Annotated in this window: 15 protein-coding genes; 8 read left to right on the top strand and 7 right to left on the bottom strand. The window is 73.0% G+C overall.

Features of this window, described 5'->3' with window-relative positions:
- Positions 1–283 precede the first annotated feature (283 nt).
- Complete coding sequence (locus P2424_RS24305) at positions 284–1,381, top strand: C40 family peptidase (protein ID WP_276477842.1); 1,098 nt, start codon at positions 284–286, stop codon at positions 1,379–1,381.
- A gap of 83 nt (positions 1,382–1,464) precedes the next feature.
- Here P2424_RS24305 and P2424_RS24310 read toward each other — a convergent pair whose 3' ends face one another.
- The gene (locus P2424_RS24310; RefSeq protein ID WP_276477843.1) at positions 1,465–2,286 is read right to left on the bottom strand and encodes a protein phosphatase 2C domain-containing protein; all 822 of its coding nucleotides are present in this window, start codon (positions 2,284–2,286) and stop codon (positions 1,465–1,467) included.
- Between the two features lie 531 nt (positions 2,287–2,817).
- On the opposite strand from P2424_RS24310, the gene P2424_RS24315 reads away from it, so the two are divergent.
- Together P2424_RS24315 and P2424_RS31045 are read left to right on the top strand one after the other, a co-directional pair.
- Positions 2,818–5,940, top strand: coding sequence for a nitrate- and nitrite sensing domain-containing protein (locus tag P2424_RS24315; RefSeq protein WP_276477844.1), 3,123 nt, complete (start codon positions 2,818–2,820; stop codon positions 5,938–5,940).
- A 332-nt stretch (positions 5,941–6,272) separates the two neighbouring features.
- Positions 6,273–6,617 carry a roadblock/LC7 domain-containing protein gene (locus P2424_RS31045; RefSeq protein ID WP_346660131.1) on the top strand — a complete coding sequence of 115 codons (345 nt, stop codon included), beginning with the start codon at positions 6,273–6,275 and terminating at the stop codon, positions 6,615–6,617.
- Between the two features lie 28 nt (positions 6,618–6,645).
- Here the strand turns inward: P2424_RS31045 and P2424_RS24325 are convergent, their stop codons facing one another.
- Positions 6,646–7,161: a MarR family transcriptional regulator gene (locus tag P2424_RS24325; protein ID WP_276477846.1), complete on the bottom strand. Its 516-nt coding sequence runs from the start codon at positions 7,159–7,161 to the stop codon at positions 6,646–6,648.
- Between the two features lie 237 nt (positions 7,162–7,398).
- Here P2424_RS24325 and P2424_RS24330 point away from each other — a divergent pair, with 237 nt between their 5' ends.
- On the top strand, positions 7,399–8,352 hold the full coding sequence (locus P2424_RS24330; protein ID WP_276477847.1) for a lysozyme: 954 nt from the start codon (positions 7,399–7,401) through the stop codon (positions 8,350–8,352).
- 74 nt (positions 8,353–8,426) lie between these two features.
- On the opposite strand, the gene lon is transcribed toward P2424_RS24330, so the two are convergent.
- A complete protein-coding gene (lon, locus tag P2424_RS24335) occupies positions 8,427–10,883 on the bottom strand; it encodes an endopeptidase La (protein WP_276477848.1) in 2,457 nt (818 codons plus the stop codon).
- A 267-nt stretch (positions 10,884–11,150) separates the two neighbouring features.
- On the opposite strand from lon, the gene P2424_RS24340 reads away from it, so the two are divergent.
- From P2424_RS24340 to P2424_RS24355, 4 genes are all read left to right on the top strand, one after another.
- Positions 11,151–11,927: a spermidine synthase gene (locus P2424_RS24340; protein ID WP_276477849.1), complete on the top strand. Its 777-nt coding sequence runs from the start codon at positions 11,151–11,153 to the stop codon at positions 11,925–11,927.
- A gap of 69 nt (positions 11,928–11,996) precedes the next feature.
- Positions 11,997–12,788, top strand: coding sequence for a response regulator transcription factor (locus tag P2424_RS24345; RefSeq protein WP_276477850.1), 792 nt, complete (start codon positions 11,997–11,999; stop codon positions 12,786–12,788).
- 101 nt (positions 12,789–12,889) lie between these two features.
- Positions 12,890–14,023, top strand: a complete 1,134-nt coding sequence (locus tag P2424_RS24350; protein ID WP_276479109.1) for a HAMP domain-containing sensor histidine kinase — start codon at positions 12,890–12,892, stop codon at positions 14,021–14,023.
- A gap of 224 nt (positions 14,024–14,247) precedes the next feature.
- Positions 14,248–18,090 (top strand): multifunctional oxoglutarate decarboxylase/oxoglutarate dehydrogenase thiamine pyrophosphate-binding subunit/dihydrolipoyllysine-residue succinyltransferase subunit, encoded by a 3,843-nt coding sequence (locus P2424_RS24355; RefSeq protein WP_276477851.1) that lies wholly within the window; start codon positions 14,248–14,250, stop codon positions 18,088–18,090.
- 113 nt (positions 18,091–18,203) lie between these two features.
- Here P2424_RS24355 and fxsT read toward each other — a convergent pair whose 3' ends face one another.
- The 4 genes from fxsT to P2424_RS24375 all read right to left on the bottom strand — a co-directional run bounded on the left by fxsT (position 18,204) and on the right by P2424_RS24375 (position 26,445).
- Entirely contained in the window at positions 18,204–21,224 is a 3,021-nt protein-coding gene (fxsT, locus tag P2424_RS24360; protein ID WP_276477852.1) for an FxSxx-COOH system tetratricopeptide repeat protein, read from the bottom strand.
- Positions 21,225–21,284: 60 nt separating this feature from the next.
- Positions 21,285–22,634: an HEXXH motif-containing putative peptide modification protein gene (locus tag P2424_RS24365; protein WP_276477853.1), complete on the bottom strand. Its 1,350-nt coding sequence runs from the start codon at positions 22,632–22,634 to the stop codon at positions 21,285–21,287.
- Positions 22,621–22,983 (bottom strand): hypothetical protein, encoded by a 363-nt coding sequence (locus tag P2424_RS24370; RefSeq protein ID WP_276477854.1) that lies wholly within the window; start codon positions 22,981–22,983, stop codon positions 22,621–22,623. Before P2424_RS24370 ends, P2424_RS24365 begins: the two co-directional genes overlap by 14 nt.
- A 252-nt stretch (positions 22,984–23,235) precedes the next feature.
- On the bottom strand, positions 23,236–26,445 hold the full coding sequence (locus tag P2424_RS24375) for an SAV_2336 N-terminal domain-related protein (RefSeq protein ID WP_276477855.1): 3,210 nt from the start codon (positions 26,443–26,445) through the stop codon (positions 23,236–23,238).
- Positions 26,446–26,449: the final 4 nt, after the last annotated feature.

The raw sequence follows: 26,449 nt of genomic DNA on the forward strand, positions 1-26,449 counted from the left end.
CGACCGGCTCGGGCCCCGCTCCCGACTGACGGGAGGACCGGCCGCGGCCGGGGCGGGGCGCGGGCGTGGCGGCCTCTCGATCGGGTGAGAGCCGTGCGCCCAGCCGCGCAGCTCGCCCTGAGCCGGGGGTCGCGGCCGTGCCACGATCGCGGCAGAGCGGTCGAGGACGGGGAGACGCCGCTCGGGAACGAGGTGCGCGGTGTTGAGGGTGTTGCGGGAGGCCGGGGCGCGACGGACGTGCGGAGAAGGGCCGAGCGCCGGGGCCCGGCCGAGGGTCGGTGCGATGTCGGCGGGGCTCGTACTGGCTGCCGCGGCCGTGCTGGTGCCCGGCGCGGTGGTGGACGCCGGCGCGGTACCGGTGGCGGGGGCGCAAGCGCCCGGTGCTCCGCGGCCGGGCCCGGAGCCGGGACCGCCGAGCGCGCGGCACGGATCCGTCGGGGAACTGCTGGGCGAGCTGAGCGTGCTGTACCAGCGCACGGAGGAGGCTTCGGAGGCGTACAACGGCACAGCGGAGAAGCTCAAGGCACAGCGCGCGACGGCCCGACGGACCCAGGCCGAACTGGGTCGGGCCCGTTCGGTGCTGGCACGGGAGCGGCGACGCGCAGGTGAGCTGGCCCGGCAGCAGTACCGGAGCGGGGGTACGGGAATCCCTCCGGCGGTGCGGATGCTGCTCACGCGGAACCCCCACCGGCTGCTCGATCGAGGGCACCTGCTCCAGCGGGCGGCGGACGACCAGGCCGACACGCTGCGCAGGCTCGCGCAAGGACAGCGCCGGCACACGGCCGCGGTCCGCAAGGCGCGTGCGGCGGTGAGTCGGCAGGAGCGGCTGGCGGAGCGCAAGAAGCACCAGCGCAACGATGTGCGCGAACGGCTGCGGAAGGTCGAGGGGCTGCTCTCGTCGCTGACCGGAGAGCAGCTCGCCCGCCTGAACGCCCTCGAGGGCGAGCGTACGGACGCGGCGCAGCAGAAGTTGGTGGCCGGGGGCGCGCTGAATCCCAGCGGCGCCGGCCGACCCGCTTCCGCGCAGGGACAGAAGGCGCTCGACTGGGCGCTGGAGCAGATCGGCAAACCGTATGTGTGGGGTGCCGAGGGGCCGGGAGCGTTCGACTGCTCGGGGCTCACCCGGCAGGCGTGGCACCATGCGGGCCGGGAGATCCCGCGTACCAGCCAGGGGCAGTGGCGACAGCTGCCGAAAGTGGAGCTGGCCGAACTGCGCCCGGGCGATCTGGTGATCTATTTCGAGCGTGCGACGCATGTGGCCCTGTACGCGGGAGGGGGACGGGTGGTACAGGCCCCACGCCCCGGAAGCGAGGTGAGACTGACCGACCTCGCCGTGGACCCGCCCATCGGCGCGGTACGGCCGGACGGACGGCGCGCATGAGGCGGGCGGCCTTGAGGCGGGCCCGAGCCGCGGAGGGGGTCCCGGCCACGGGCTCGTCCACCGAGCCGGCCACGGCCCCGGCGTCAGTCCAGCTCGGCGAGGAGCACCGTGGCATCGTCGTGCTGTTTGCCGCTCCGGGGTGCCGATTCCGACTCGGCGGTCCGCACGCGCCGGACGAGGGCGCGCGCCCCTTCCTTGCGCACGAGAGCGAGGAGTCCGGCCCAGTCGCCGAGGTGGAAGGTCTCCGTCCAACGCGTTGCGCCGTCGGTGGCGGCGAGCAGGGCGTGGACCTCGCGCCTGGGGTGACTGCCCGTCACCGCGTACGCGGTGACACCCGGATCGGCGGCAGCCGTGTGGAAACCGCTGCCGTCCGGCGCGTTGCGCAGCGCCTCGACAGCGTCCACGTAGGCCCCGCGATCGGATTCCTCGCCGGTCATTCGGGCCCGCTCGCGCAGGGTGCGCACACTGGCGGGCAGTTCGGCCAGGCGCCGGTCGAGAAGCGGCTGCACCGCGCCGTCGGCGGTCTCCAGGAGGAGCGCGGAATCGGAGAGCACCAGGTGCTCGACCCGCTCCTCGTCCCAGCGGGCGGCGACGACGGTTGCCTGAGGGGTGCGGGGGTGAAAAAGATCACATGTGTCGCGATGAGCGTCCCGGGTCCGGACGACGGCGGCACCGAGGCATTCGGCCAGCGGCATGTCCCGGCGTGTCCCCGCCAGTTCGAGCAGCGCGCCCCCGAGCCGTGCCACGAACCACGGCACCCCGTGGCGGCAGCCGTCCTCCGCCGGTGGGGTGACCCCGTCCAGCACCACGAGCGCTCCGCCGCCGACAGCGGGAACGGCGGCCGACACGTAGTCCTCGTTGAGGCGTTGGGGGCTGCCGGGCTCGGTGACCATGTCGATGCGCATGGCCCGCAGTCTGCCCGACAGCGGATCACCGCAGCGCCGAGGACTGCCGGGCAGCTCACCGCCCGTCGGATCCGGCGGGCGGGAGGGGCACCGGGAGCCCTCCGCCCGGCGCCACTCCCGGGTACGCGCGTGGGCCGGAAGGCCGGAAAGCGACCGGTTGCCGAACGGAACCGATTCCTCCGCACAGTGCGGCAGGCATCCTGCCAGGACCGCGCACGGATTTCCAACCAGTGCCCGAGGGACGGACATCGCCCGGCTCGGGCCGAGTTGTTCCGCCGCCGAGGAGTGATGTTCACTCCTTCGGGTGGCCCAGCAGGGGATTCTCACCCGCCTCAGGAGCGCACTGCCAAGGTCGGTCGTCGAGTGTGGGGACACCGCTGCCGAGCGCCGCGCGTCCAGGGGCCCGGAGAGGTAGCTGGGGACGGAAGGACGCGGAGGGTGCCGGCGCGGGGGCGGGGCCACCCTCTCGCCACACACGTTGGACTGTGCCGCCCGGGCTCCGGGAGAGGCGGGACGAGATTGCGAGTGCGGGTGCGGAAGAAGCAACGTCTCAAAGCGGACGTTCCCCAGGCAACGGCGACCGGCACCGGCGCCACCGGGGAAGCGGAAGCCACAAGGAGCGCGGAACCCCCCGCTGCGGCGGACACGGAGGCCCTCACCCCTGCGGGCCGTCGGCGCGGGCGGGCGCGCAACCGGCTGCTGGTGTCCGTCGCGGTGGGAGCCGTGGCGGTGGTGGCGGCCGGCGCACCCACCCTCGTCGCCGGTTCCCGGGACGCCGCCGACGCACAGGATCTCGTCGACCTGGCGCGGCTCGACCAGCAGGCCATCGCCCTGTCCCATTCCCTCGCGGACGAGCGCGACGGAATGGTCGAACGCCACGCCGCGGACGGCGGCGGAGACAAGAGCGGCGCGGGCGTCGGCGAGGCCCAGCAGAACCGGGTGGACCGGCTGGCCCGCGAGCTGCGCACGGCGGCGGAAGCGGCGCCGTCGGGGCCCGCGGGATCGTCCGCCTCCCCGGCCTCCATCGTCCAGGCGCTCGAGAAGCTGCCCGGAGTCCGGCAGCGTGCTCTGGCGGGCAAGGGCGACCCGCTGGACTCCTATGACGCCTACTCCGAAGTCATCCAGACCCTCCGCCGCCTCACCCGCGGTATCGCCGACGGCCTGCCCGCACGGGCGGCCGACCGGACGGCGGCGGCCCTCCCCGACCTGGCCCGCGCCGTCGACCAGGCGTCGGCCACCCGCGGGCTGCTGGAAGCGGCCCTCGCGGGGGAGGGCTCCCAGCGTGCGCTGGTCACTGCTGCCGGGCAGGCCCGGGTCCGGGAACAGGCGGCCCTGGCGGACTTCGAGGAGACGGCCGACACCGAGGCACGCGACCGATACCGCACGACCGTGAACGGTACGGACGTGAACGTCGCCGAGCGCTACCTGAAGTCCGTCACCGCGCAGAACCGGCTCACTCCCGGTACCCGCGCGCTGGACCAGGAGCGGTTCGACAGCTCCGTCTCGGCCCGCCTCGCTCATATGCGCGGGGTGCAGTCGTCGTTCGCTGCGGCGGAGACCGAACGGCTGGAGAAGCTGCGGGACGACGACGTGACAGCACTGCAGCTGCGCGCCGGGCTGGTGGGGGGCTGCCTCCTGCTCGCCGTCGCCGTCAGTGTCGCGGTCGCCCGCTCGCTCACCCGCCCGCTCTCGGTGCTCAAGCGCGGTTCGCAGCGGCTCGGCAAGGACCCCGCGGGCGAGGAGCCGATCACCTTCCGCGGCCGCAATGACGAATTCGCGGACGTGGTGCGGGCGCTCAACACGCTGCGTGCCACCGCGGCCGATCTGCGGCGCCGGTCGGCCTGCGCGGAGCAGGAACAGGACCAGCTGGCGGTCGAGAAGGCACAACTGACCGAGCGCCATCAGTTGCTGGGAGAAGAGTGCGACGCTCTGCGGGAAGAACTCCGGGCGGCGCGCGAGAAGTCGCCCGCCGCGGCCCCGCACCGCGCTGCCACGGCACCGACGGGTGCTCAGGACGCCGTTGCGGCCGGCGTCGGCGAAGGGACCCGCGAGGGCGCCGGTGGCGAGGCGGGGGCGGACCGCAGCGCGTTCGCCGACCTGGGTAGCCGCACCCTCACACTGGTCGAACACCAGCTCGGCATCATCGAGGGTCTGGAGGAGAGGGAGGCGGACCCCGACCGGCTCGACACCCTCTTCAAGCTGGACCACCTGGCCACACGCATGCGGCGGCACAGCGAGAATCTCCTGCTGCTGGCGGGTACGGACCGCACCGAGGGCCACGACTCGTCCGCGACCGTGCCCCCGGCGCCGCTGTTGGACGTGCTGCGCGCGGCTGTCAGCGAGATAGCGCAGTACGAGCGGGTGGAGTTGGGGACACCGGCGCCGGAGGTTCAGGTCACCGGGTCCGCCGCCGATGATCTCAGCCATCTGGTCGCCGAACTCCTGGACAACGCGGCGGGCTTCTCCCCCGACGGATCCGGAGTGCGTCTCGGCGCCCGGCTGCTGGAGGGCGGAGCTGCCCTGATCTCCGTGGAGGACGAGGGCCAGGGGATGCCCGGGCCGCAGCTCGCCGAGCTCAACACCCGATTGGCGGAACCGCGGGCCGAGATCGAGCTCCAGGCGCTGCGGTCGAGCAACGGCTGGGGCCTGGGGATGTACGTGGTCGCCCGGTTGTCGGCCCGGCACGGGATCCGGGTGGGACTGCGCGAGCGGGAGGAGGGCGGCACCGTGGCCGAGGTGACTGTGCCCCGAGTCCTGCTGCCCGGCAGCGGTGACGGGGCGGGGCCGCCGCTTGAAGCGGAGGACCACGCACGGACCGTGGACGAGCGCCCGCAGGCCGGCGCACAGCTGTACGCCAGGCCGGCGGAGCCGGAGCGGGAGGAGGAGCCGGACGCCGCGGTCGGGGGAGCTGCCTGGACGGGGGCCGCCGCACCGGGGGCCGCGCCCCCGGCGGGCACAGCCGCGCCGGGCGCATCCGGGGAGAACGCCGCCGGGCCGGAGGCCCGGCACGCCGAGCCCCGAGGGCCCCTCACCCATCCGGGCCTGCCGCAGCGGGTGCGGAGGGAGACGCCGCGCGAGTCGGCCGTCCCGCATCCGCGCAGCGGGGCCACCGCGGAGGAGTTGCGCCGCAGGCTCGACGGGTTCCAGCAGGGGGCTCGGAAAGGGCTCCGGGACGCGGGAACGCCGGCCGAGCCGACAACCGCCAGGGTCCCCTCTCCGGCCGGTTCGCCCGAGGCCGAACGAATCCGGCACGGCGAACACAGCGAACGCTGCGAGCACGGCGAACACGCCGAACACTGCGAACGCTGCGAACACGCCGAGCAGACCGGCCAGGACACGCCGCACGACGAGCAGAACCAGCCCTCCGCGCTCCGGGAACCGGAGCAACACGCCGCGCACGACGGGCAGGACGCGCGAAGTCGGCACGCCGGGCAGGATGTGCGGGAAGCGCACGAGGGCCACGCCGGGCACGACGGACCGGTGCCGCGCCCCGACGGACCCGGCGGGCACGAGCAGCGGGACACCCCGCGGGGCCGGGAGGGCCGGGGAAGCGAACAGGAAGCACCGGGCGCGCAGCCCGAGGACATCAGCAGTGCGGAAAAGCGAGCGGGGGCGCAGCTTGACGGTGGTACCGCCGAGGAGGCACGTAAGTGAACCCGCTCAACACGGGCACGTCCGGCAGCGCGGAGGCACGTAACCTTCGCCGGCTGCTCGGCAAACTGGTCGAAGAGGTGCCGGGGATCCGGTCCGTGGCGGTCGTCTCGTCCGACGGCCTGCTGCTGCTCGCGTCCGACCCCGCGCTCGGCGTCGAGCACGGGTCCATCGCCTTGGGGACCGGCTTCGGCCGCTCCGTCGTGGGCTCCGAACAGGGGCGGCGCCAGGAGCAGCACACGGGGCTCCTCGAGCAGCAGCCCGCGTACGCGGGACAGGGTGCGGGGGCCCCGACGGCGGCCCGCGAGGCGGGCGCCACACGGGCGGGCATCCCGGTGCGGCGGCGGCGCGGCGGGCGCCCGGCCGCCGGCCCCCGGGGCACCAGCGGGGACCTGGCCGCTCTGGTGTCCGGGGTGGCCTCGCTGACGTTCGCCGCGGCCGAGCTGATGGAGGCCGGCGTGGTGAAGCAGACCATCGTCTCCATGGACGAGGGCGCGCTGCTGGTGATGGCCATCGGCGACGGCTCGCTGCTGGGGGTGCATGCCGCGGCCGACTGCGACATGGCGGCGGTCGGCTACCAGATGGGGCTGTTCGTCGGCCGGGCCGGGCACGTGCTGACACCGGAGCTGCGCAGCGAGCTGCGGGGAGCGGTGGACGCGGGCGCGGGGGCGGGCCGGTAGGGCTGCCGCGGGGCCCCGTCGCCCGCGGCTACTCGTCCTGATCGGCCAGCGAGTTGAGGCGGTGGAGGAGGCGGGCCAGCTCGGCGATCTCCGTGCGGTCCCAGGCGGCGAGCTTGCGGGCGTAGGACAGGCGGCGCGCGTCCCGTACCCGGGTGAACCGCTCCCGGCCCTCGGCGGTGAGGCGGACGAGCGAGGCGCGCCGGTCCGCGGGGTCGGTGCGCCGTTCCACCAGGCCGAGCTGCAGCAGCGCGTGCAGTTGGCGGCTTATCGTCGCCTTGCCGACGCCGAAGTAGGCGGCGAGTTCGGTCGCCCGCTGCTCACCCGCGTCCTCGAGGCGCACCAGCAGTCCGTACGCGGCGGGTTCCAGGTCGGGGTGGACCTGGCGGGCCATCTCGCCCGAGGAGGCGCGGGCGCGGCGCAGGAAGACGGCCAACTCCCGTTCGACGTCGAGGCATTCAGGGCCGAACGGCTCTGCCGGGTCCTCGCGGCCCGCGGGGTCTGTGGACTTCTTGTGCACGTCAGTGGTGCCTCCGGCGTTTTCCATGAAGAAACTTATCTCCAGCGAGCCCGATCGTCGCAGCTCCGCCAGTATTTCGCAGGAGTAGACCAACGGCAGCGGGTGGGGCGTCTTCCGCGTGGCCGGTCTACGCGCGTACCTTCGTCCTGACATGACCACACCAGTGGCGTGTTGTTGCTCCCGCGCGTCGCAGAGCAAAACCCCCCACATCGGTAAATACTACGTACGTACCAGACCCCCACCACCGAGGCTCCGGAGGCAGCGATGCCCAGCTTCAGATCCGGTACGGCCCGTCGCAGACGCGGAACCGCGGCTGTCATCGGGATGTTCGTCTCCCTTCTCGCACTCGTCCTGGCGCTTCCGGGCGCGGCCTCGGCCGCTTCCGGCAACGGGGACAGCGGTACGAAGTCGGCCAAGGCCACGACGTCGGGCAAGGCCACGGAATCGGCCAAGAGCACCGACGGCCTGCGCGGCAATCCCAAGGCGCCCGCCAAGCGCGGCGAAGCCTGGATGGGCGCGGGCGTGCGGATGCACGAGGGCGACTCCACCGACGGTACCCAGCCCGACAAGAACCGCGCCGGCCTGCTCGCGTCGGTCCACGGCGTGGACGTCAGCAGCCACCAGGGGAACGTCGCCTGGTCGACGCTGTGGAACAGCGGGGTCCGCTTCGCCTACGCCAAGGCGACCGAGGGCACCAGCTACAAGAACCCCTACTTCGCCCAGCAGTACAACGGCTCCTACAACGTGGGCATGATCAGGGGCGCGTACCACTTCGCGCTGCCCAACTCCTCCAGCGGCGCCACCCAGGCGAATTACTTCGCCAGCAACGGCGGCGGCTGGAGCAAGGACGGCAAGACCCTGCCGGGCGTGCTCGACATCGAGTACAACCCCTACGGCGCGACCTGCTTCGGTCTGAGCAAGAGCGCGATGGTGAACTGGATCAAGGACTTCACCAGCACCTACAAGGCACGGACCGGGCGCGACGCGGTCATCTACACCACCACGAGCTGGTGGACCCAGTGCACCGGCAACAGCAGCGCCTTCGGGAATTCCAACCCGCTCTGGATCGCCCGCTACGCCTCGTCGCCGGGCACCCTCCCGGCCGGCTGGGGCTTCTACACCTTCTGGCAGTACACCTCCAGCGGCCCGACCGTGGGTGACCACGACTACTTCAACGGGTCGATGACCCGTCTGAAGGTTCTGGCCAACGGAGGCTGAGCAGTTCCGTCACACCGCGCATACGAGTGGCCCCCGTCGTGTCCGAGGGGGCCACTCTGCGCCGGTCGCATCCGTCACGCCGCGATCGGCGCCTCCCTCGCAGGTGCCTGCGCGGGGGTCAGCGCCAGCTCCAGGACCTGGCGGACGTCGGAGACCGGGTGGACGTCGAGGCCCTCCAGCACCTCCGACGGAACATCGTCCAGGTCGGGCTCGTTCCGCTTCGGAATGACCACCGTGGTCACCCCGGCCCGGTGCGCCGCCAGCAGCTTCTGCTTGACGCCGCCGATGGGCAGCACCCGGCCGGTCAGCGACACCTCGCCGGTCATCGCCACCTCGGGCCGCACCTGCCGACCGCTCAGCAGCGACGCCAGGGCCGTCGTCATGGTGACACCGGCGCTGGGTCCGTCCTTGGGCACGGCGCCCGCCGGTACGTGCAGATGGATGCCGCGCTCCTTCAGATCGCCGACCGGCAGCTCCAGTTCCGCGCCGCGGGAGCGCAGGTAGGACAGGGCGATGTGCGCCGACTCCTTCATCACGTCGCCGAGCTGTCCGGTCAGGGTCAGCCCGGAGGCGCCCGTCTCGGGGTCGGCGAGCGACGCCTCGACGAAGAGCACGTCGCCCCCCGTGCCGGTGACGGCCAGTCCGGTCGCCACGCCCGGGACCGCGGTGCGGCGCTCGGCGGGATCCTGCGCGGCCTCGGGGGTGTGCCGGGGACGGCCGATGAGTTCGCGCAGCCCATCCACCCCGACGCTGTAGGGCAGCTCGGCCTCGCCCAGTTGGTGCTTGGCCGCCACCTTGCGGAGCACCCGCTGAACGGCCCGCTCCAGCGAGCGGACGCCTGCCTCCCGGGTGTACTCCCCGGCCAGCTTGCGCAGCGCGGGCTCCTGGATCACGACCTCGCCGCTCTCCAGCCCGGCCCGCTCCAGCTGCCGGGGCAGCAGGTGGTCGCGGGCGATGGTGACCTTCTCGTGCTCGGTGTACCCGTCGAGCTCGACGACCTCCATCCGGTCGAGCAGCGGCTGCGGCACGGCCTCCAGGACGTTGGCGGTGGCCAGGAAGACGACGTCGGACAGGTCGAGCTCGACCTCCAGGTAGTGGTCCCGGAAGGTGTGGTTCTGCGCCGGGTCCAACACCTCCAGCAGCGCCGCCGCCGGGTCGCCCCGGAAGTCGGAGCCGACCTTGTCGACCTCGTCCAGCAGCACGACCGGGTTCATCGATCCGGCCTCCTTGACGGCCCGGACGATCCGGCCCGGCTGGGCACCGACGTAGGTGCGCCGGTGGCCGCGGATCTCGGCCTCGTCCCGGACGCCGCCGAGCGCGACGCGGACGAACTTCCGGCCCATCGCACGGGCGACGCTCTCGCCGAGCGAGGTCTTTCCGACCCCGGGAGGTCCGGTCAGCGCCAGTACCGCTCCGCCGCGGCGTCCGCCGACGACGCCGAGCCCGCGCTCGGCGCGCCGCTTGCGGACGGCGAGGTACTCGGTGATGCGCTCCTTGACGTCCTGCAGACCGGCGTGGTCCGCGTCCAGCACGCTCTGGGCGCTGGTGATGTCGTAGGCGTCCTCGGTGCGCTCGTTCCAGGGCATCTCCAGGACGGTGTCGAGCCAGGTGCGGATCCAGCTGCCCTCGGGCGACTGGTCGCTGGAGCGCTCCAGCTTGTCGACCTCCTTGAGGGCGGCCTTCTCGACCTCCTCGGGCAGTCCGGCGGCCTCGACGCGGGCGCGGTAGTCCTCGCCCTCGTCCTCCGGGTCGCCGTTGAGTTCGCTCAGCTCCTTGCGGACCGCGTCGAGCTGGCGGCGCAGCAGGAACTCGCGCTGCTGCTTGTCCACCCCTTCCTGGACGTCCTTGGCGATGGACTCGGCCACGTCCTGCTCGGCAAGGTGCTCGCGCAGCGCGGCGATGGCGAACCGGAGCCGCTCGACGGGGTCGGTGGTCTCCAGCAGCCGCAGCTTCTGCTCGGTGGACAGGAACGGGGAGTAGCCCGCGTTGTCGGCGAGCTGGCCGGCGTCGTCGATCTGCTGCACCCGGTCCACGACCTGCCAGGCTCCGCGCTTGCGCAGCCAGTCGGTGATGAGCGCCTTGTACTCCTTCATCTGCTCGGCGACCTGGCCGGGCTTGGGGTCTCCCCGGCCGGAGGCCGAAGAAGGTCCGGGCACGGTCTCGGTGACGGGGGTGCCCGCGACCCACAGGGCTGCCCCGGGCCCGGTCGTACCGGTACCGACGCGGATCCGGCGCAGTCCCCGGATCAGCGCCCCCGGGTCGCCGTCCGCGAGCCGGCCGGTCTGCTCCACCCGGCCCTCGACGCCGATCTCCGCGTAGCTGCCCTCGACCCTCGGGACGAGCAGCACTCGCGGCTTCTCACCGTCGGGCGCGTCCGAGGCGGCGGACTTCGCGGCATCGACGGCGGCCCGCACATCGTTGTCCGAGAGTTCCAGCGGCACCACCATTCCCGGCAGCACGACACCGTCCTCGGCGTCGATGGGCAGCACGGGCAGGGTGAGTGGTGTGGACTCCAGGGACTCAGCAGCCATGATCTCTCCCTAGGCAGGCAAGTTGAGTAGTACCCGCTCAATGCTTTTGAGGCTGCCGATGTTCCCCGAGGGGAGGGAGAAGGCGTTCGCCGTGAGCGATCGGACCTCCAGACGCACCCGCGACAGCGCACGGAGACGCGCCCAGCCGGGGCGACGCGCAACGGGGACAGCTTTCGAGGACACCCCGAGGGCGGCAAGCCCCACCCCGGCGAGCGCGATTGACGTGATCATTCCAATTGGATCCTGCGGCCGTCCTACGCTGCTCCCATGTCGAACCCCGCGATCCCCGCGAGCCGCTCAGCCGCCGCGGAGCAGCCCGTCACGATCGAGCGGCGCTCGGGCCCGTACGGCGAAGTCGTCCTGCGGCAGCGCGGCACGCACTTCGAGATCATCGCCAACGGCTGCTTCCTGATGGACACCTCGGACGGCCGCTCGGAGCGGCTTCTGGTGCGTGCGGCCCTGGACGAGCTCTCCCAGGGTGGGAGGGACCGCTCCGGGAGGTCCGGCACCTCCTCGGACTCCGCGGAGCACCCGGGCCGCCCGGCCGGCCCGCGGCTGCTCATCGGCGGCCTCGGAGTCGGGTTCTCGTCGGCGGAAGCGGCGGCCGAGCCGCGCTGGGGCCGGGTGACGGTCGTCGAACGGGAGCCCGCGATCCTCGACTGGCACCGGAGCGGACCGCTCTCCGCCATCTCGGGGCCGGCGCTGGCCGACCCGCGCACCGAACTCGTGGAGGCCGACCTGGTGGCGTACGTCCGTCGGTGCGCCGAGAGCGGGCCGCGCTTCGACGCGCTGTGTCTGGACATCGACAACGGCCCGGAGTGGACGGTGACCGACGACAACTCCACCCTCTACTCCCCCGCCGGGCTGGCCGCCTGCCGCGCGGCTCTGGCACCCGGCGGGGTCCTGGCCGTCTGGTCGGCCCAGCCGTCGCCCGCATTCGAGGGATCTCTGCGCAATGCGGGCTTCTGCCGTGTTCGGACGGATGAGATCCCGGTCGCCCGAGGCGTCCCCGACGTGGTCCACTTCGCGGCCCGACCGGCGTAGCCGAGGTCCGTAGCAGGCCCTTACGCTGCTGTTCCAGGAAAGCCGGAAGAGCCACAGGGGCGGGGTCGCATGGACCAGAAGAACACCACTCAGACACCTGGCGGCGCTGCCGCCGCGACCACCCCGGGCGCGCAGCGCCGCATCCTCGTCGTGGAGGACGACCCCACCATCGTGGACGCCCTTGCGCGGCGGCTGCGCGCCGAGGGCTTCCAGGTGCAGACCGCGGGGGACGGGCCCGCCGCCGTGGACACCGCCGAGGCCTGGCAGCCGGATCTGCTGGTGCTCGACGTGATGCTCCCCGGGTTCGACGGCCTGGAGGTCTGTCGCCGGGTGCAGGCCCAGCGGCCGGTGCCGGTGCTGATGCTGACCGCGCGGGACGACGAGACGGACATGCTGGTCGGTCTCGGCGTGGGCGCTGACGACTACATGACCAAGCCCTTCTCCATGCGCGAGGTCGCGGCCCGCGTGCATGTGCTGCTGCGCAGGGTGGAGCGGGCCACTCTGGCCGCGCACACGCCGCGCAGCGGCATCCTGCGGCTCGGAGAGCTGGAGATCGACCACGCGCAGCGGCGGGTCCGGGTCACCGGCGAGGACGTGCATCTGACACCGACCGAGTTCGACCTGCTGGTGTGCCTGGCCCACTCGCCCCGTGCGGTGCTCTCGCGCGAGCAGCTGCTGGCCGAGGTGTGGGACTGGGCCGACGCCTCCGGTACCCGCACCGTCGACAGCCACATCAAGGCGCTGCGCCGCAAGATCGGCGCGGAGCGGATCCGTACCGTGCACGGGGTCGGCTACGCGCTGGAGACGCCGGGCAACCCGGACGGCGCACCGGTGACGGGCGCCGCCGCGGAGAGCTCCTGACGCCGGAGGGACGGAGCGAGGTGTCCGTTTCCGTGTCCGTTTCCCTCCGGGCGCGCACCCGCTCGTGCGCGCGCCGGGTCGTCCGCTTCCTGGGACGTGCGCTGGTCCGCTGCCGCCGGGCCGCGGCACGGCAGGGCGCCGAGGCCTGGGGCCAGCTGTGGGAGGGCCTGCGGCCGGTCGACCCGTACCGGTCGGTGAAGGCGGCGCTGGGCTGGCTGGTGATCGTCTCCGTGGTGATCACCACACTGCTGGCGCTCTTCGCCGTGCAGTCGGCGACCGAGCTGCGTGTCATCACGATCATCTCCATCGTGGCGTCGCTGCTGATCACCCAGTTCGTGGCGCAGTCGCTGACCGCGCCGCTGGACGAGATGAGCAGCGTGGCCAAGGCGATGGCCGGCGGCGACTACTCCCGACGGGTGCGCGGCGAGCGGCGTGACGAGTTCGGTGAGCTGGCCGCGAACTTCAACCGGATGGCGGCCGACCTCGAGGCCGTCGACCAGCACCGCAAGGAGCTGGTGGCCAATGTCTCGCACGAGCTGCGCACCCCGATCGCGGCGCTGCGCGCCGTGCTGGAGAACGTGGTGGACGGTGTCTCGGAGGCCGACCCGGAGACGATGCGCACCGCTCTGTCGCAGACCGAGCGGCTGGGCCGGCTCGTGGACCACCTGCTGGACCTCTCCCGGCTGGACAACGGGGTGGTACCGCTGGGCTCGCGGCGCTTCGAGGTGTGGCCGTATCTGGCGGGGGTGCTGAAGGAGGCCAACATGAGCAAGGGCTCGGGTCACTCCCGCAAGGACGTCCATCTGCATCTGGACGTCTCCCCGCCCGAGCTGCGGGCTTACGCGGACCCCGAACGGCTGCACCAGGTCGTGGCCAACCTGATCGACAACGCCGTCAAGCACAGCCCGCAGCACGGCCGGGTCACGGTGCGGGCCAGGCCCGGCGCGGCCGCCGAGGGCGACGGGAGCCTGGAGGTGGAGGTGCTGGACGAGGGGCCCGGCATCCCCGAGTCGGAGCGGGACCGGGTCTTCGACCGGTTCAACGGCACGCACAGCACCGAGTCGGCCACCGGGCGCAAGGGGGGCGGGATCAGTCCGGGGGGTGGCACCGGGCTGGGGCTGGCGATAGCCCGGTGGGCGGTGGAGCTGCACGGGGGCCGGATCAGAGTGGCCGAATCGCCCCGCGGTTGCCGGATCCAGCTCACTCTTCCGGGGACGAGCAAGCCGCAGGTTTGACGTAGCCTCGCAGGTGAAACCCCGCAGACGCGAAATAGGGGCTGCCCGGTTCCGGAGCCGAGGCGGAACCGGGAGTGATTCCCGCCAAAATCCGCCCCGAAACCGCCGCCGTGATGTGATGTACGTGACCAAGAGCGGCCCGGACTCCACCAATCGTCCGGAGAGGCGTAGCCTTTATTTCCGCTGTCCACCACCTAAGGAAGCGGAAGAGGGCGGTTGCCGCCGTGTCGTCACAGTCCCCCAACAGCTCATCGAGCACCACCACGGAACGGAAGGACGGACCGGGCAAGGAACCCGGCCCGTCGTTCGGCCCGAACGAGTGGCTCGTCGACGAGATCTACCAGCAGTACCTCCAGGACCCGAACTCGGTAGACCGAGCCTGGTGGGACTTCTTCGCTGACTATCAGCCGGAGTCCTCCGACGGAAGCACGGCGCCGAACAGCGCGGGCACCCCCCGGGACAACGCCCCGGCGCCCGCCAAGGCCGCCCCGGCCCAGCAGCCGGCCGCCTCCGGCCAGGCGGCGGCGCAGCCCGCCGAGGCACCCGCGGCGGCGAAGGCTCCGGCCGCCGCGCAGCCGAAGCAGGCGCAGCCCGCGGCGAAGCAGGCCGCGCCCGCCAAGCCCGCGGCGCAGCAGCCCGCGCAGCCGGCCGGGGCGAAGGCGTCCGAGGCGGAGAGCGCCGAGGGACCGGAGTACGTGGCGCTGCGCGGCCCCTCCGCGGCCGTGGCCAAGAACATGAACGCCTCGCTGGAGCTGCCCACGGCCACCTCCGTGCGCGCGGTCCCGGTGAAGCTGCTGTTCGACAACCGCATCGTCATCAACAACCACCTCAAGCGCGCCCGCGGCGGCAAGGTGTCCTTCACGCACCTGATCGGCTACGCCATGGTCCAGGCGCTGAAGGCGATGCCCTCGATGAACCACGCGTTCACCGAGAAGGACGGCAAGCCCACCCTGGTCAAGCCGGACCACGTGAACCTGGGCCTGGCCATCGACCTGGTGAAGCCGAACGGTGAGCGGCAGCTCGTCGTGGCGGGCATCAAGAAGGCCGAGACGCTGACCTTCTTCGAGTTCTGGCAGGCGTACGAGGACATCGTCCGCCGCGCCCGGAACAACAAGCTGACGATGGAGGACTTCTCCGGCGTCACCTGCTCGCTGACCAACCCCGGCGGCATCGGCACCGTGCACTCCGTGCCCCGCCTGATGCCGGGCCAGGGCCTGATCATGGGCGTCGGCGCGATGGAGTACCCGGCGGAGTTCCAGGGCACCTCGCAGGACACCCTCAACCGGCTCGGCGTCTCCAAGGTGATGACGCTGACCAGCACCTACGATCACCGCGTCATCCAGGGCGCGGCGTCAGGCGAGTTCCTGCGCCAGGTGGCCAACCTGCTGCTGGGCGAGAGCGGCTTCTACGACGAGATCTTCAAGGCGCTGCGCATCCCGTACGAGCCGGTGCGCTGGAACCAGGACATCGACGCCTCGCACGACGACGACGTCACCAAGGCGGCGCGGGTCTTCGACCTCATCCACTCCTACCGGGTGCGCGGCCACATCATGGCCGACACCGACCCGCTGGAGTACAAGCAGCGCAAGCACCCCGACCTGGACATCACCGAGCACGGGCTCACCCTGTGGGACCTGGAGCGGGAGTTCGCGGTCGGCGGTTTCGCCGGCAAGTCCATGATGAAGCTGCGCGACATCCTGGGCGTGCTGCGCGACTCGTACTGCCGCACCACCGGCATCGAGTACATGCACATCCAGGATCCCAAGCAGCGCAAGTGGATCCAGGACCGGGTGGAGCTGCAGCACGTCAAGCCGGAGCGCGAGGAACAGCTGCGCATCCTGCGCCGCCTCAACGCCGCCGAGGCGTTCGAGACGTTCCTGCAGACGAAGTACGTGGGGCAGAAGCGGTTCTCGCTGGAGGGCGGCGAGTCCGTCATCCCGCTGCTGGACGCGGTGATCGACGCGGCCGCCGAGTCGCGGCTGGACGAGGCCGTGATCGGCATGGCGCACCGCGGCCGGCTGAACGTGCTGGCGAACATCGTGGGCAAGCCCTACGCGCAGATCTTCCGGGAGTTCGAGGGCAACCTCGACCCGAAGTCGATGCACGGCTCCGGCGACGTGAAGTACCACCTGGGGGCCGAGGGCGTCTTCACCGGCCTGGACGGCGAGCAGATCAAGGTCTCGCTCACCGCCAACCCGTCCCACCTGGAGGCCGTCGACCCGGTCCTGGAGGGTGTCGCGCGCGCCAAGCAGGACATCATCGGCAAGGGCGGCACGGACTTCACGGTGCTGCCGCTCGCCCTGCACGGTGACGCGGCCTTCGCGGGCCAGGGCGTGGTGGCCGAGACGCTCAACATGTCGCAGCTGCGCGGCTACCGCACCGGCGGCACCATCCACGTGGTCATCAACAACCAGGTCGGTTTCACCGCGGCCCCCGAGTCGGCGCGCTCCTCGATGTACTCGACGGACGTGGCCCGTATGGTCGAGGCGCCGATCTTCCACGTGAACGGCGACGACCCGGAGGCCGTCGTCCGGGTGGCACGGCTGGCGTTCGAGTACCGGCAGGCGTTCAACAAGGACGTGGTCATCGACCTGCTCTGCTACCGGCGCCGCGGTCACAACGAGACCGACAACCCGAAGTTCACCCAGCCGCTGATGTACGACCTGATCGACCGCAAGCGCTCGGTGCGCAAGCTCTACACCGAGTCGCTGATCGGCCGGGGCGACATCACGCTGGAGGAGGCCGAGCAGGCGCTCCAGGACTTCCAGGGCCAGCTGGAGAAGGTCTTCACCGAGGTCCGGGACGCCACCTCGGCGCCGGCACCGGCCGAGGTCCCCGCGCCGCAGGCGGAGTTCCCGGTGCACGTGGAGACGGCCATCAGCCAGGAGGTCGTCAAGCGGATCGCCGAGTCGCAGGTCAACATCCCCGAGCGGGTCTCGGTCCACCCCCGGCTGACGCCGCAGCTGCAGCGGCGCGCGCAGATGGTCGAGGACGACACGATCGACTGGGGCATGGGCGAGACGCTCGCCATCGGCTCGCTGCTGATGGAGGGCACCCCGGTCCGGCTGGCGGGCCAGGACTCGCGCCGCGGCACGTTCGGCCAGCGGCACGCCGTACTGCTGGACCAGAACACCGGTGACGACTACACGCCGCTGCTGTACCTCTCCGACGACCAGGCCCGCTACAACGTCTACGACTCGCTGCTGAGCGAGTACGCGGCGATGGGCTTCGAGTACGGCTACTCGCTGGCCCGCTCGAACGCGCTGGTGATGTGGGAGGCGCAGTTCGGCGACTTCATGAACGGCGCGCAGACGGTCATCGACGAGTTCATCTCCTCGGCCGAGCAGAAGTGGAATCAGACCTCCGGGGTCACCCTGCTGCTGCCGCACGGCTACGAGGGCCAGGGCCCGGACCACTCCTCGGCCCGTATCGAGCGGTTCCTGCAGCTCTGTGCGCAGAACAGCATGACGGTCGCGATGCCGTCGCTGCCCTCCAGCTACTTCCACCTGCTGCGCTGGCAGGTGCACAACCCGCACCACAAGCCGCTGGTCATCTTCACCCCGAAGTCGATGCTGCGGATGAAGGCGGCGGCCTCGAAGACGGAGGAGTTCACCAGCGGCGGGTTCCGCCCGGTCCTCGGCGACACCATGGTCGACAGCGGCAGTATCGATCCGGCCAAGGTCCGCAAGGTGGTCTTCTGCTCCGGCAAGGTCTACTACGACCTGGACGCCGAGCGGGCCAAGCGCGGGCTGACCGACACGGCGATCATCCGGCTGGAGCGGCTCTACCCGCTGCCCGGCAAGGAGATCCAGACCGAGATGGCGCGGTTCGCCAACGCCGAGAAGTACATCTGGGCGCAGGAGGAGCCGGCCAACCAGGGCGCATGGCCGTTCATCGCCCTGAACCTGGTCGACCACCTCGATCTGATCATCGGCTCGGAGCCGGTGCCGAACGCGGACCGGCTGCGCCGCGTCTCCCGGCCGTCCTCGTCCTCGCCCGCCGTGGGCTCGGGCAAGCGGCACGCGGAGGAGCAGGCGCAGCTCATCAAGGAGGTCTTCGAGATCTGAGCGGCCCTGCCGTACGAAGCCGAGGGCCCCGCCGCACACCTGCGGCGGGGCCCTCGGCCGTGCGGGGACGGCACCGCGTGCTGCCCACGGCGGCCCGGCTCCCGGCGGGCGGGTCAGCCCAGGTAGGGCTCGTAGTCCCAGTAGGGGCGGGTGCGCCGGCGGGCGGCGAGCGTGTGGTGGTGCTGGGCGCCGAGCGAGTGGGTGAACCGCTCCAGGGCCGTGCTCTCCAGCGCGCGGGCCTCCTCGCGGCGCCGCAGCGAGCGCAGGTCGCCCGCGTGGGCGACCATGCACGACAGGGTGAGCGGATGGTCCTCGCCCAGCGCCCGCCGGGAACGCTCCAGGGTGTCGCCGCTCAGCTCGTAGGCGTCCTCCAGCGCCTCGCTGAGGTTGCGGCCGCCGCTGGCGTTCAGGGCGCAGCCCAGGGTGGTGGGGTGGTCGGCGCCCAGCAGGGTGGTGAGCCCGACCAGCGCCTGCTCGAACATGTTGAGCGCCCCGTCGCGTTCGCCCTCCGCCTGGAGCACCAGACCCGCGTTGGACTGCATCGCGGTGGGGACCGGGTGCGCCTGGCCGAGCAGCGAGCGGAACCCGTCCTCCGCCTCGATCAGCAGTTCCCGGGCCAGGTCCACGTCCCCCTGCTCACGCAGGAAGTTGCCGTAGTCGGTCAGCAGCGACAGCGTGGAGTAGTGGCTGCGGTTGTGCACCTTCTCGTGCTGCTCCAGCAGGAGCGCCATGGCGGTGGCGATGTCCTGGCCCGGGGCGCCCGCCCTGCGCTGGCACAGCAGCAGATTGTGCCGGGCCATGAGGGTCTGCGGATGCTGGGCGCCGAGCACCTGCAGGTGCAGCCGCATGCCGAGTTCCTGCCGGGCCAGCGCCTCCTGGTAGCGGCCCATCAGCCGCAGGTCGCGGGCGCTGGCGTTGCCGGAGGCGAGGGTGTGCGGGTGGCGGGCGCGCAGTTCCTGCTCGCGTTTGCGGAGGGTGTCCAGGTCCGTTTCGTAGGCGTCCTCATAGCGGCCCAGTAGCCGCAGGCCGACGGCCAGATTGTGCTGCGCGAGCAGGCTCGTCCACTCCAACGGGCCGTAGAGCCTACGGGAGACCTCGACGACCTGCTCCTGCAACTGCAGCGCCTCGTCGTACTGCCCCAGCAGCCGTAGGTCGGAGGCGAGACAGCTGGTGGCGTCCATGACGGCTTCCTCGTGGAGGCCGTCGGCGTGCGGCATTCCGCGCAGCCGCTGCAGCCGGGCGCTGTCGAGCATCTGCGCCTCCCGGAAGCGGCCCCGCTGGCGCAGCAGATTGCCCTGGAGGGTGGCGAGGGCCAGCATCTGGTCCGCCGCGGGGTCCAGGAACGTCTCCCAATCCGCGCGGATATTCTCGGCCAGCTCGGAGCCGACGCTGTACTCGCCGCTGGCGAAGCAGTAGCGCAGGCAGTTGAGCAGCATCTCCTGGACGCGGCGCTCCTTGCTGGCGGGCGCCGCCGAGGCCACCAGATGGGGCAGCATCTCCGCGTACCGGCCCCACTGGCGGCTGTCGTTCGGCGTTCCGGTGTCGGCCTCGACCAGCAGCCGGTGCACGGTGTCGCGGTAGACCTCGTCCTCCCGACCCCGGGTCAGCTCGCCGATGACGCTGTGGACGACCTGGTGCATGTGCACGGAGTCGTTCTGGTCGACGTCGCCCATCGCGGGTGTGCGGGCCTCGCGGGTGAGCACCGAGTAGTTGACGAGGGAGTCCAGGGCGCGGGACCAGCCGGAGCGGTCGTTGCTGAGCCAGCGCAGGCTCTCGGGGAGTTCCCCGGACGGGATGGCCCGGGCGAGGCCCAGCGGGATACGGCCGGGGGCGAAGACCGAGCACAGGGAGAGCAGTTCGACGGCGCGCGGTTCGGACTTGCGCAGTTTGTTGAGCAGCATCGACCAGGAGGTCAGCGACGAGTACGGGTAGTCGTCCGGCATGGTGTTGCTCTCCAGCCGGGTGAGCCCCACGCCGCGCACCATGCGCAGGTACTCGGGTACCTCCATGCCCTCCTCACCCAGCCAGGCGGCGGCCTGGGCGAGCTGCAGCGGCAGGTCCTGGAATTCGCTCGCCACCTGGTCGGCCTGCTCGACGGTGATGTGCGGGGCGCGGCGCATCAGGTAGCCGGTGGACTCGGCCCGGCGGAAGGCGCTGATCTGCTTGATGTCGGTGCCGGCCCGCCAGCTCTTGTTGCGGGAGGTGATCAGGACGTGCCCGCTGCCGCCCTGCGGGAGATAGCCGGCCGCGTCCTCGGGCTCCTCCCAGCCGTCGAAGATCAGCAGCCAGCGGCCGGAGGGCTCGTTCCGGCGCAGCGCGTCGCGTACCGCGCGGACCCGCTCACCGACCTCCCCGGAACTGTCGAGGCCGATCTCGGCGGCGAGTGCGCCGAAGGTGTCGCGTTGGGTGTTGCGCTGGTCGCAGTTGACCCACCAGACCACGTCGTAGTCGGGCGCGAAGCGGTGCGCGTACTCCGCCGCGATCTGCGTCTTGCCGATACCGGCCGTGCCCACCAGGGTGCAGACGGCGGCGCCGTGCTCGGCGTCCATCAGACGCTGCTGGAGGTCGCCGAGGATGACGTCCCGTCCGGTGAACCGGCCGTTGCGGCGCGGCACCTCGCCCCAGACGGCGGGGGGATCGTTGGGGTAGCGGCTGGCGTAGCCGGGCTGTGGCACGGGCACCCTGCGGGGCCGCAGCCCCAGCCGGTTCAGCAGCCGCCGCTCGGCTTCCTCCTCGCCGACGCCCCACAGATTGACCGGCTCCAGTACGGCGGTGGCGGGCAGCAGTTCGCGGTTGGTGAGGTTGACGGCGGCGAACTCCTCGGCGTGCCGGGCCACGTAGCCGCGCAGTACGGCGTTCCAGTCGGCCTCGGTGCGCGGGCCGAGCTGGAGGAACAGGTCGCTGATGACCAGCAGCACCCGCCCGGTGGCGAGCTGGAGGTCGCCGAGGGCTTCCTCCAGCGGTTGCTCCCGGTCCGGGTCCCAGCGCTGGAGCGTGGTGCGGTGCCCGTGGCTCTCCAGCCGGTGCGCGATCCAGTTGCCCCAGCCTCGGTGATAGCCGGGAAAGACCACCACGAAGTGCTCGGGCTCCCCTCCGGGCGGCCTGCCCCGAGCCGTTTCCCGCTGAGCGACCATGCCTGCGTTCTCCCTCGTCCAGCAGCCGTCGCCGCCCTGCGGGCGACATGTACGGCGAGATTACCCAAAGTGACCGTTGGTCAGCCTGTCTGCTGCGTTTTCCGCGTCGCCGGCCGGGCCACCGCGCCGGGCTCGCCCCGCGGCGCGGACGGCCGGCCCGCCCGGGGAGCCGAGCCGCTCGTGCCGGCGGCGCATTCCCTCCACGAACTCTGTGCCCTGTGGCGTGAGTTGACCAGAGCCCATAAGGAGGAAAAGGGCATGGTCGACCTGGGCCCGGTAGTCCGCAGCGCGGCGCCGGGCGGCGGCGCGCTCGGCGGCCGGGGCCGCGGCCCGGTCCGCGAGCCTGCCCCACAGGTCGGCGAGGGCCAGATGTGCGTAGGTGCCCTGCACGACGGCGCCCAGCGGTCTGGGGTCGCTGCGCCAGCCCACCCGGTAGACGCTCCCGGCGGACTCGTGGTCGAGCCGTACGGCTCCGCCCAGTACGGCCAGCTTGCTGTGCTGCACCTCGTGGACGAGCACCTCGGCCATCTCCTGCGGCGACTCCGGAAGGGTCGTCAGCACCGCCCAGGGCGCCGCCAGCCGGGTGGCGCTGGCCCGTCCGTCGGGTTTCCACCGGACGGGGACCACGGTCCGCACGAGGGCCGCCACCTCGGCGGCCCGCTCGGGGTCGGCTTCGCGCAGCAGGGCCAGCGCCCGCGTCCACAGCTCCCGCCACTCGCGGGCCTCGCCGGGTGCCGTCACGGCGGCCGGCAGCAGGCCCGCGAGCCCGGCCCGGCCCTCCTCGCGGGCGAGGTGGGGGTCGCGGTCGTCCAGGACGGCGCAGCCGCCGGGCAACCGGTTCAGCGGGCGCCAGGGACCGGCCGGGGGCACCTCGTGCCGCAGCAGGGCGCCCCGCGCCAGGGAGCTCGGCGCCCCACCCTGCGGGGCGAAGGTGACGGTACCGCCGTGGGCGGCGACCCGTGCCCGGGGGGCCGCGCACAGGTACGCGCCGAGTCCGGGAAGCGTCAGCCGGCCGGCCAGGACCGGGAGGTCGAGCCGGAAGTCGGCCCCGGCCGCGAGGGCGACGGCGGCGGCGAGCGCGCCCAGGTCCGCGACGACCGCCGCGAAGTCCTCCCCGGACGGCGCGGCCAGCGCGTGCGCCAGCCAGTTTCCGGCCGCCGGGGAGCCGAGGGCGCGGCGCGCCGCGGCAGGGTCGAGCTGCTCGGCGTCCTCCAGCAGCGTCCAGTGCGCACGCAGCGCGCGGGCCGCCGGGCCGGGGAGCGGGACACGCTCGGCCCGGGTCAGCAGCGTCTTGAGCAGGACGAGGCGCCTGCTGTGCAGCCAGTCCTCCAGCGCGGCGACCTCTCCCGGCAGCGGTCGGGTCTCCCCCATCCGGCGCAGCCGGGGGCCCGGTATCTCAAGAGGGTTCATGGCGACCCACGCCGTCTCCCGGGCCCGCGGGCGGGTCGGAGACGCCGTGGACCGGACCGGAGGTTGACCGGATCGCGCCCCGTTTCCGACCTGTCCGCGGGGTGTTCACCTGCGGAGTGCCGGAGTGCCGCCGCTCGACCTGGCCGCCCTGGGTGCCGGACGAGCGCCACACCCGCGACAGTTCCTCGGGCGCGTACAGCGTGCTTTCCACCGCGGCGCTGACGGCGGGATCGTCGCAGGTCCGAAGAGCGCGCAGGGTCACACCCGTCAGATCGGGCAGGGGTGGCTGCGGTGCGCCGTCGGGCCCGCGGCCCGGGCTGCGGGACGTGCCCTCGGTCCGCTTCGGCACGCTCTTCTCCTCCCTGGGGCCCCGGTCCGGGGTCGTGATACGGCTGGTGTCTCTTTCCCGAGGCGGATGTCCGGAAACCCGTGCGAGTGGTGCCGCCGCCGCATTCGGCCGGTCCTCGTCCTCCCCCGTGCACCGCATCGGTTCGTCCCCCTTCGGCTCTGGGTCAGTCGGTCCTTCGCCCCTCGGTCCGTCGTCGCCCCTCCGGCCGCCCTCGCCCGCCCCCTCGGCAGCCGGCACCTCGCGGCCCGGCCGTCACCCCGCCAGTTCGGCCATCCGGTCCCGGGTGGCGCGCACCTCGGCCCAGGGGAGGTCCGCGAGGTGACCGGCCAGCAGCTGCCACTCGGCCTCCGCGGCGCGGTAGTCGGCCAGCGCCTCCCCGGTGCGCCCCTGGGCGCGGTGGAACTCGGCCCGCCCGTGCAGGGCCCTGGCCGCGATGAGGGAGCCGCCCGCACGCGTACCGGACAGCTCCGCCAGCGCCCTGCCGAACTCGCCGGCCGCCTGGTGGAGCTCGGGAGCGCCCGCGGGGAAGTACGCGCGCGCCGCGGCCAGCCGCAGCCACGCCTGTGCACGGCTCTCGGCCTCCGGGCCCTGGCGGGCCGCCTGCTCCAGCAGATGACACCCCTCGTACAGGTCGGGCAGGAAGTTCTCGCGTTCGTAGCGGAGCAGCAGGAGGCGGCCCAGCAGCAGCCCGGCCCTGGCCACGGTGGGACTGCCGGACGGGGCACGGGTGAGGGCCTCGCGCAGCGGACCCTCCGCGCGCGCGAGCGCCCCGACCTCGGTGAACAGCATCTCCCCCCACTCCACGAGCAGGTCGCCGCGCTGCGCGCTGTCGCGGTCCGACAACTGCTCGGCCTCCGCGTACGCCTCGGCCGCCGCTTCCAGGTCCCCGGTCTCGCGCAGCACCCGGGCGCGCTCGTGGACACAGCGCAACCGCAGTCCGGGGTGCTCCCCCGCCAGTCGTCCGGCGCGGGTCAGCACCTCGAGGCGCTCCTGCGGCGGTGCGCCGCTCAGCCGCAGGGCGGCCGCCAGGTCCAGGAGGGCACCGCAGTGCTGCGTCCGGTGCTCCTCGGGGTGCTGTCCGGGCACCGCCGCCGGCCGGGGTTCGGAGGTCGTGGGGGCACCGGAGGGCTCGGAGGAACCGGGGGCGCGGTCTGCCAGCATGTCGCTCGCTTCGCGGAGTTCGCCGGCGGCCTCGGCGGCCGCCCGGTGACGGTGTTCGGGCGCGGTCCGGGCCAGTGCGAGCAGCACCCGGCCCAGCCGGAGTTTACGGGTGCGCTCGGCGTCCGCCGGGAGCGACGGGTCCGTCGTGTCCCGGCCGGGCGCCGTGGTGCGGCCCGCCAGTGAGCGCAAGAGCCCCTCGGCGCGCAGCAGGTGCCGGGTGCCCGCCGCGTCGGGCGCCGCCTGTCGGCCGCGCGCCTGCCACAGCGAGTACTCCACACCGGCGCGCTCCAGCAGCGTGCCGGGGTCGTCGCCGGTCAGCAGTTCGGCGGCCTCCCGGAGTAACGGCTCGGGTCCCTGCGGGCTGCGGCGTACGGAGGCCGTGCCGGCGAGGGCGTGCAGCACCCTGCCCAGGGCCAGCCGGGCGCGCGGGCTGTCGTGGTCGGCGGCGCGGGCGGCCTCGCCCACCGAGCGGGCCCGGTGGAGGAGTTGGATGTCGCCCTGGTCGCGCCAGCGGCGCAGCAGCCGTTCGGCCTCGGCCACCTGGTCGACCGCGGTCTGCTCGGGCAGGTAGAAGCGGACCACTTCGGCGGGGATCGTGGCGAACATCTCGTCCCCGTCCTCGGCCTCGTCCGGCTCCGTGACCTCCTCCGCGGGACCTCCGGGTGACCGGACCGGATGCGCCCGGCCGGCGCGGCCGGAGAGCTGGGCGACGGCCACGGCGGCGAAGTTGCGGGTGCCCTTGCCGAAGCGCTGCGCCACGTAGCCGGACAGGTGCTTGAGGATGAGGACGGCGGCGCCCTGGTCGAGCGACTGCAGCAGCAGTTCGCGGACTCCCGGCGCGAACGCGTAGCGCGGCCCGGACGGTTCTCCGCGGTCGTCTGCCGCCTCCTCGCGGCCCTGCGGGCCGTCTTCTTCCGGCAGCCGGGTCAGCAGTCCGGACAGCAGCACTTCGGCCAGTTCCATCGGCCCCGTGTCGGGCAGCATCGCCTCCTGCACCAGGTGGATGACCGGCAGCAGCAGCGGCACCACCGCCAGGTGCACGGCCAGGTCGAGGGCTCCGGGTGAGGCGCTGTTGCGGAACTCGCGCAGCAGAGTGCGGGCCGGAACGGCGCCCGGGGAGGTACGTGGCGCGGGCATCGCCGGATGCCGGGGCAGCACCCAGGCCGCGGCGCCGGCGACCGCCCGCTCGCTGTCGGTGCCCAGCAGCCGCGCCCAGTTGCCCAGCGCCTCGGGCGTGGGGAGCAGCACCGGCACCGGCACGGCGTCGTCCTGCTCGGGCGCGTCGAAGCTGTCCGGTTCGAAGGTGACGCGCCCGCCGGCGCTGCGCTCGCGCAGCAGCAGACCGGGCTCGGCCGGCAGCGCGGTACGCGGCCACAGCCGGGGCGGCAGCGGTTGCACCACGGCCAGCGGGGCGCGCCCGGACCAGTGGTGCAGCAGCCGCTGGGCGCGGCCGTCCTGCCACAGCGCGCCGACGCAGTCGCTGACCACGAGGGTGAGCCGGCGCCCGGTGGTGTCACGGTACTCGTCAGCGGGGCGCAGCCGTGCGGTCCCGGCCGCGGGGCCGGTGCCGATCAGCGGGGCCCCGTCCGGGGCGCGGTGCAGGTAGCGGACCTGGACGTCGCGGAAGGCGCCGAGCTGTTCGAAGGTCTGTCGCAGCCGCTCCAGGGTGGGCTGCCACACCGACGCGGTGGGCGAGGCGTCCATGAGGAGCTGGATCTCGCTGTAGCGGCGTACCTCGGTGCCGAAGACCGGCAGCACGGTGGTGGAGCGGGCGCTCAGGTCGGCGGTGGCCGCCTCGTCCAGCGCGCCGGTGGCCGGGGGCAACGGCGGCCGGTAGCCGTGCAGGGGGCGCAGTGCGTGCTGCAGCTCCAGCAGTCCGGACAGCGCCCCCGCCGCGGGCGCCCGCACCGGGAAGCCCGCGGGCGTGCCCCCGCCGTGCCGGCGCGGTGCGAACAGCGAGACCGGCGCCGTGCGCTCCTGGACCGGGTGGGGGTCGGCGGGTTCGTCGGCGTCGTGGTCCTCGACTGGGGGCATGGGAGGCTCCGGCTGCGGCGTCCGGCTCCCTTGGTAGCGGGGGCCGGTGGAGTCCGCGTCGGGTTCCCGTGCAGCGCCGCCCGCCGCGAAGCGGGCGAGCCACAGCGCCTCGGCGAGCTCTTCGGAACCCGACTCCCGGCCCGCGGCGCGCAGCCGGGCGACCAGTTCCGTGACGTCCTGCCGGTACCGCTGCGCGGGACCCGGTTCCGCGGTGGACTCCCGGCCACTGCCCGGAGGGCGCCGCGGCGGGGTCGACGCCGCACTCATGTCA

The sequence above is a fragment of the Streptomyces sp. WMMB303 genome (assembly GCF_029351045.1).
Taxonomy (GTDB): domain Bacteria; phylum Actinomycetota; class Actinomycetes; order Streptomycetales; family Streptomycetaceae; genus Streptomyces.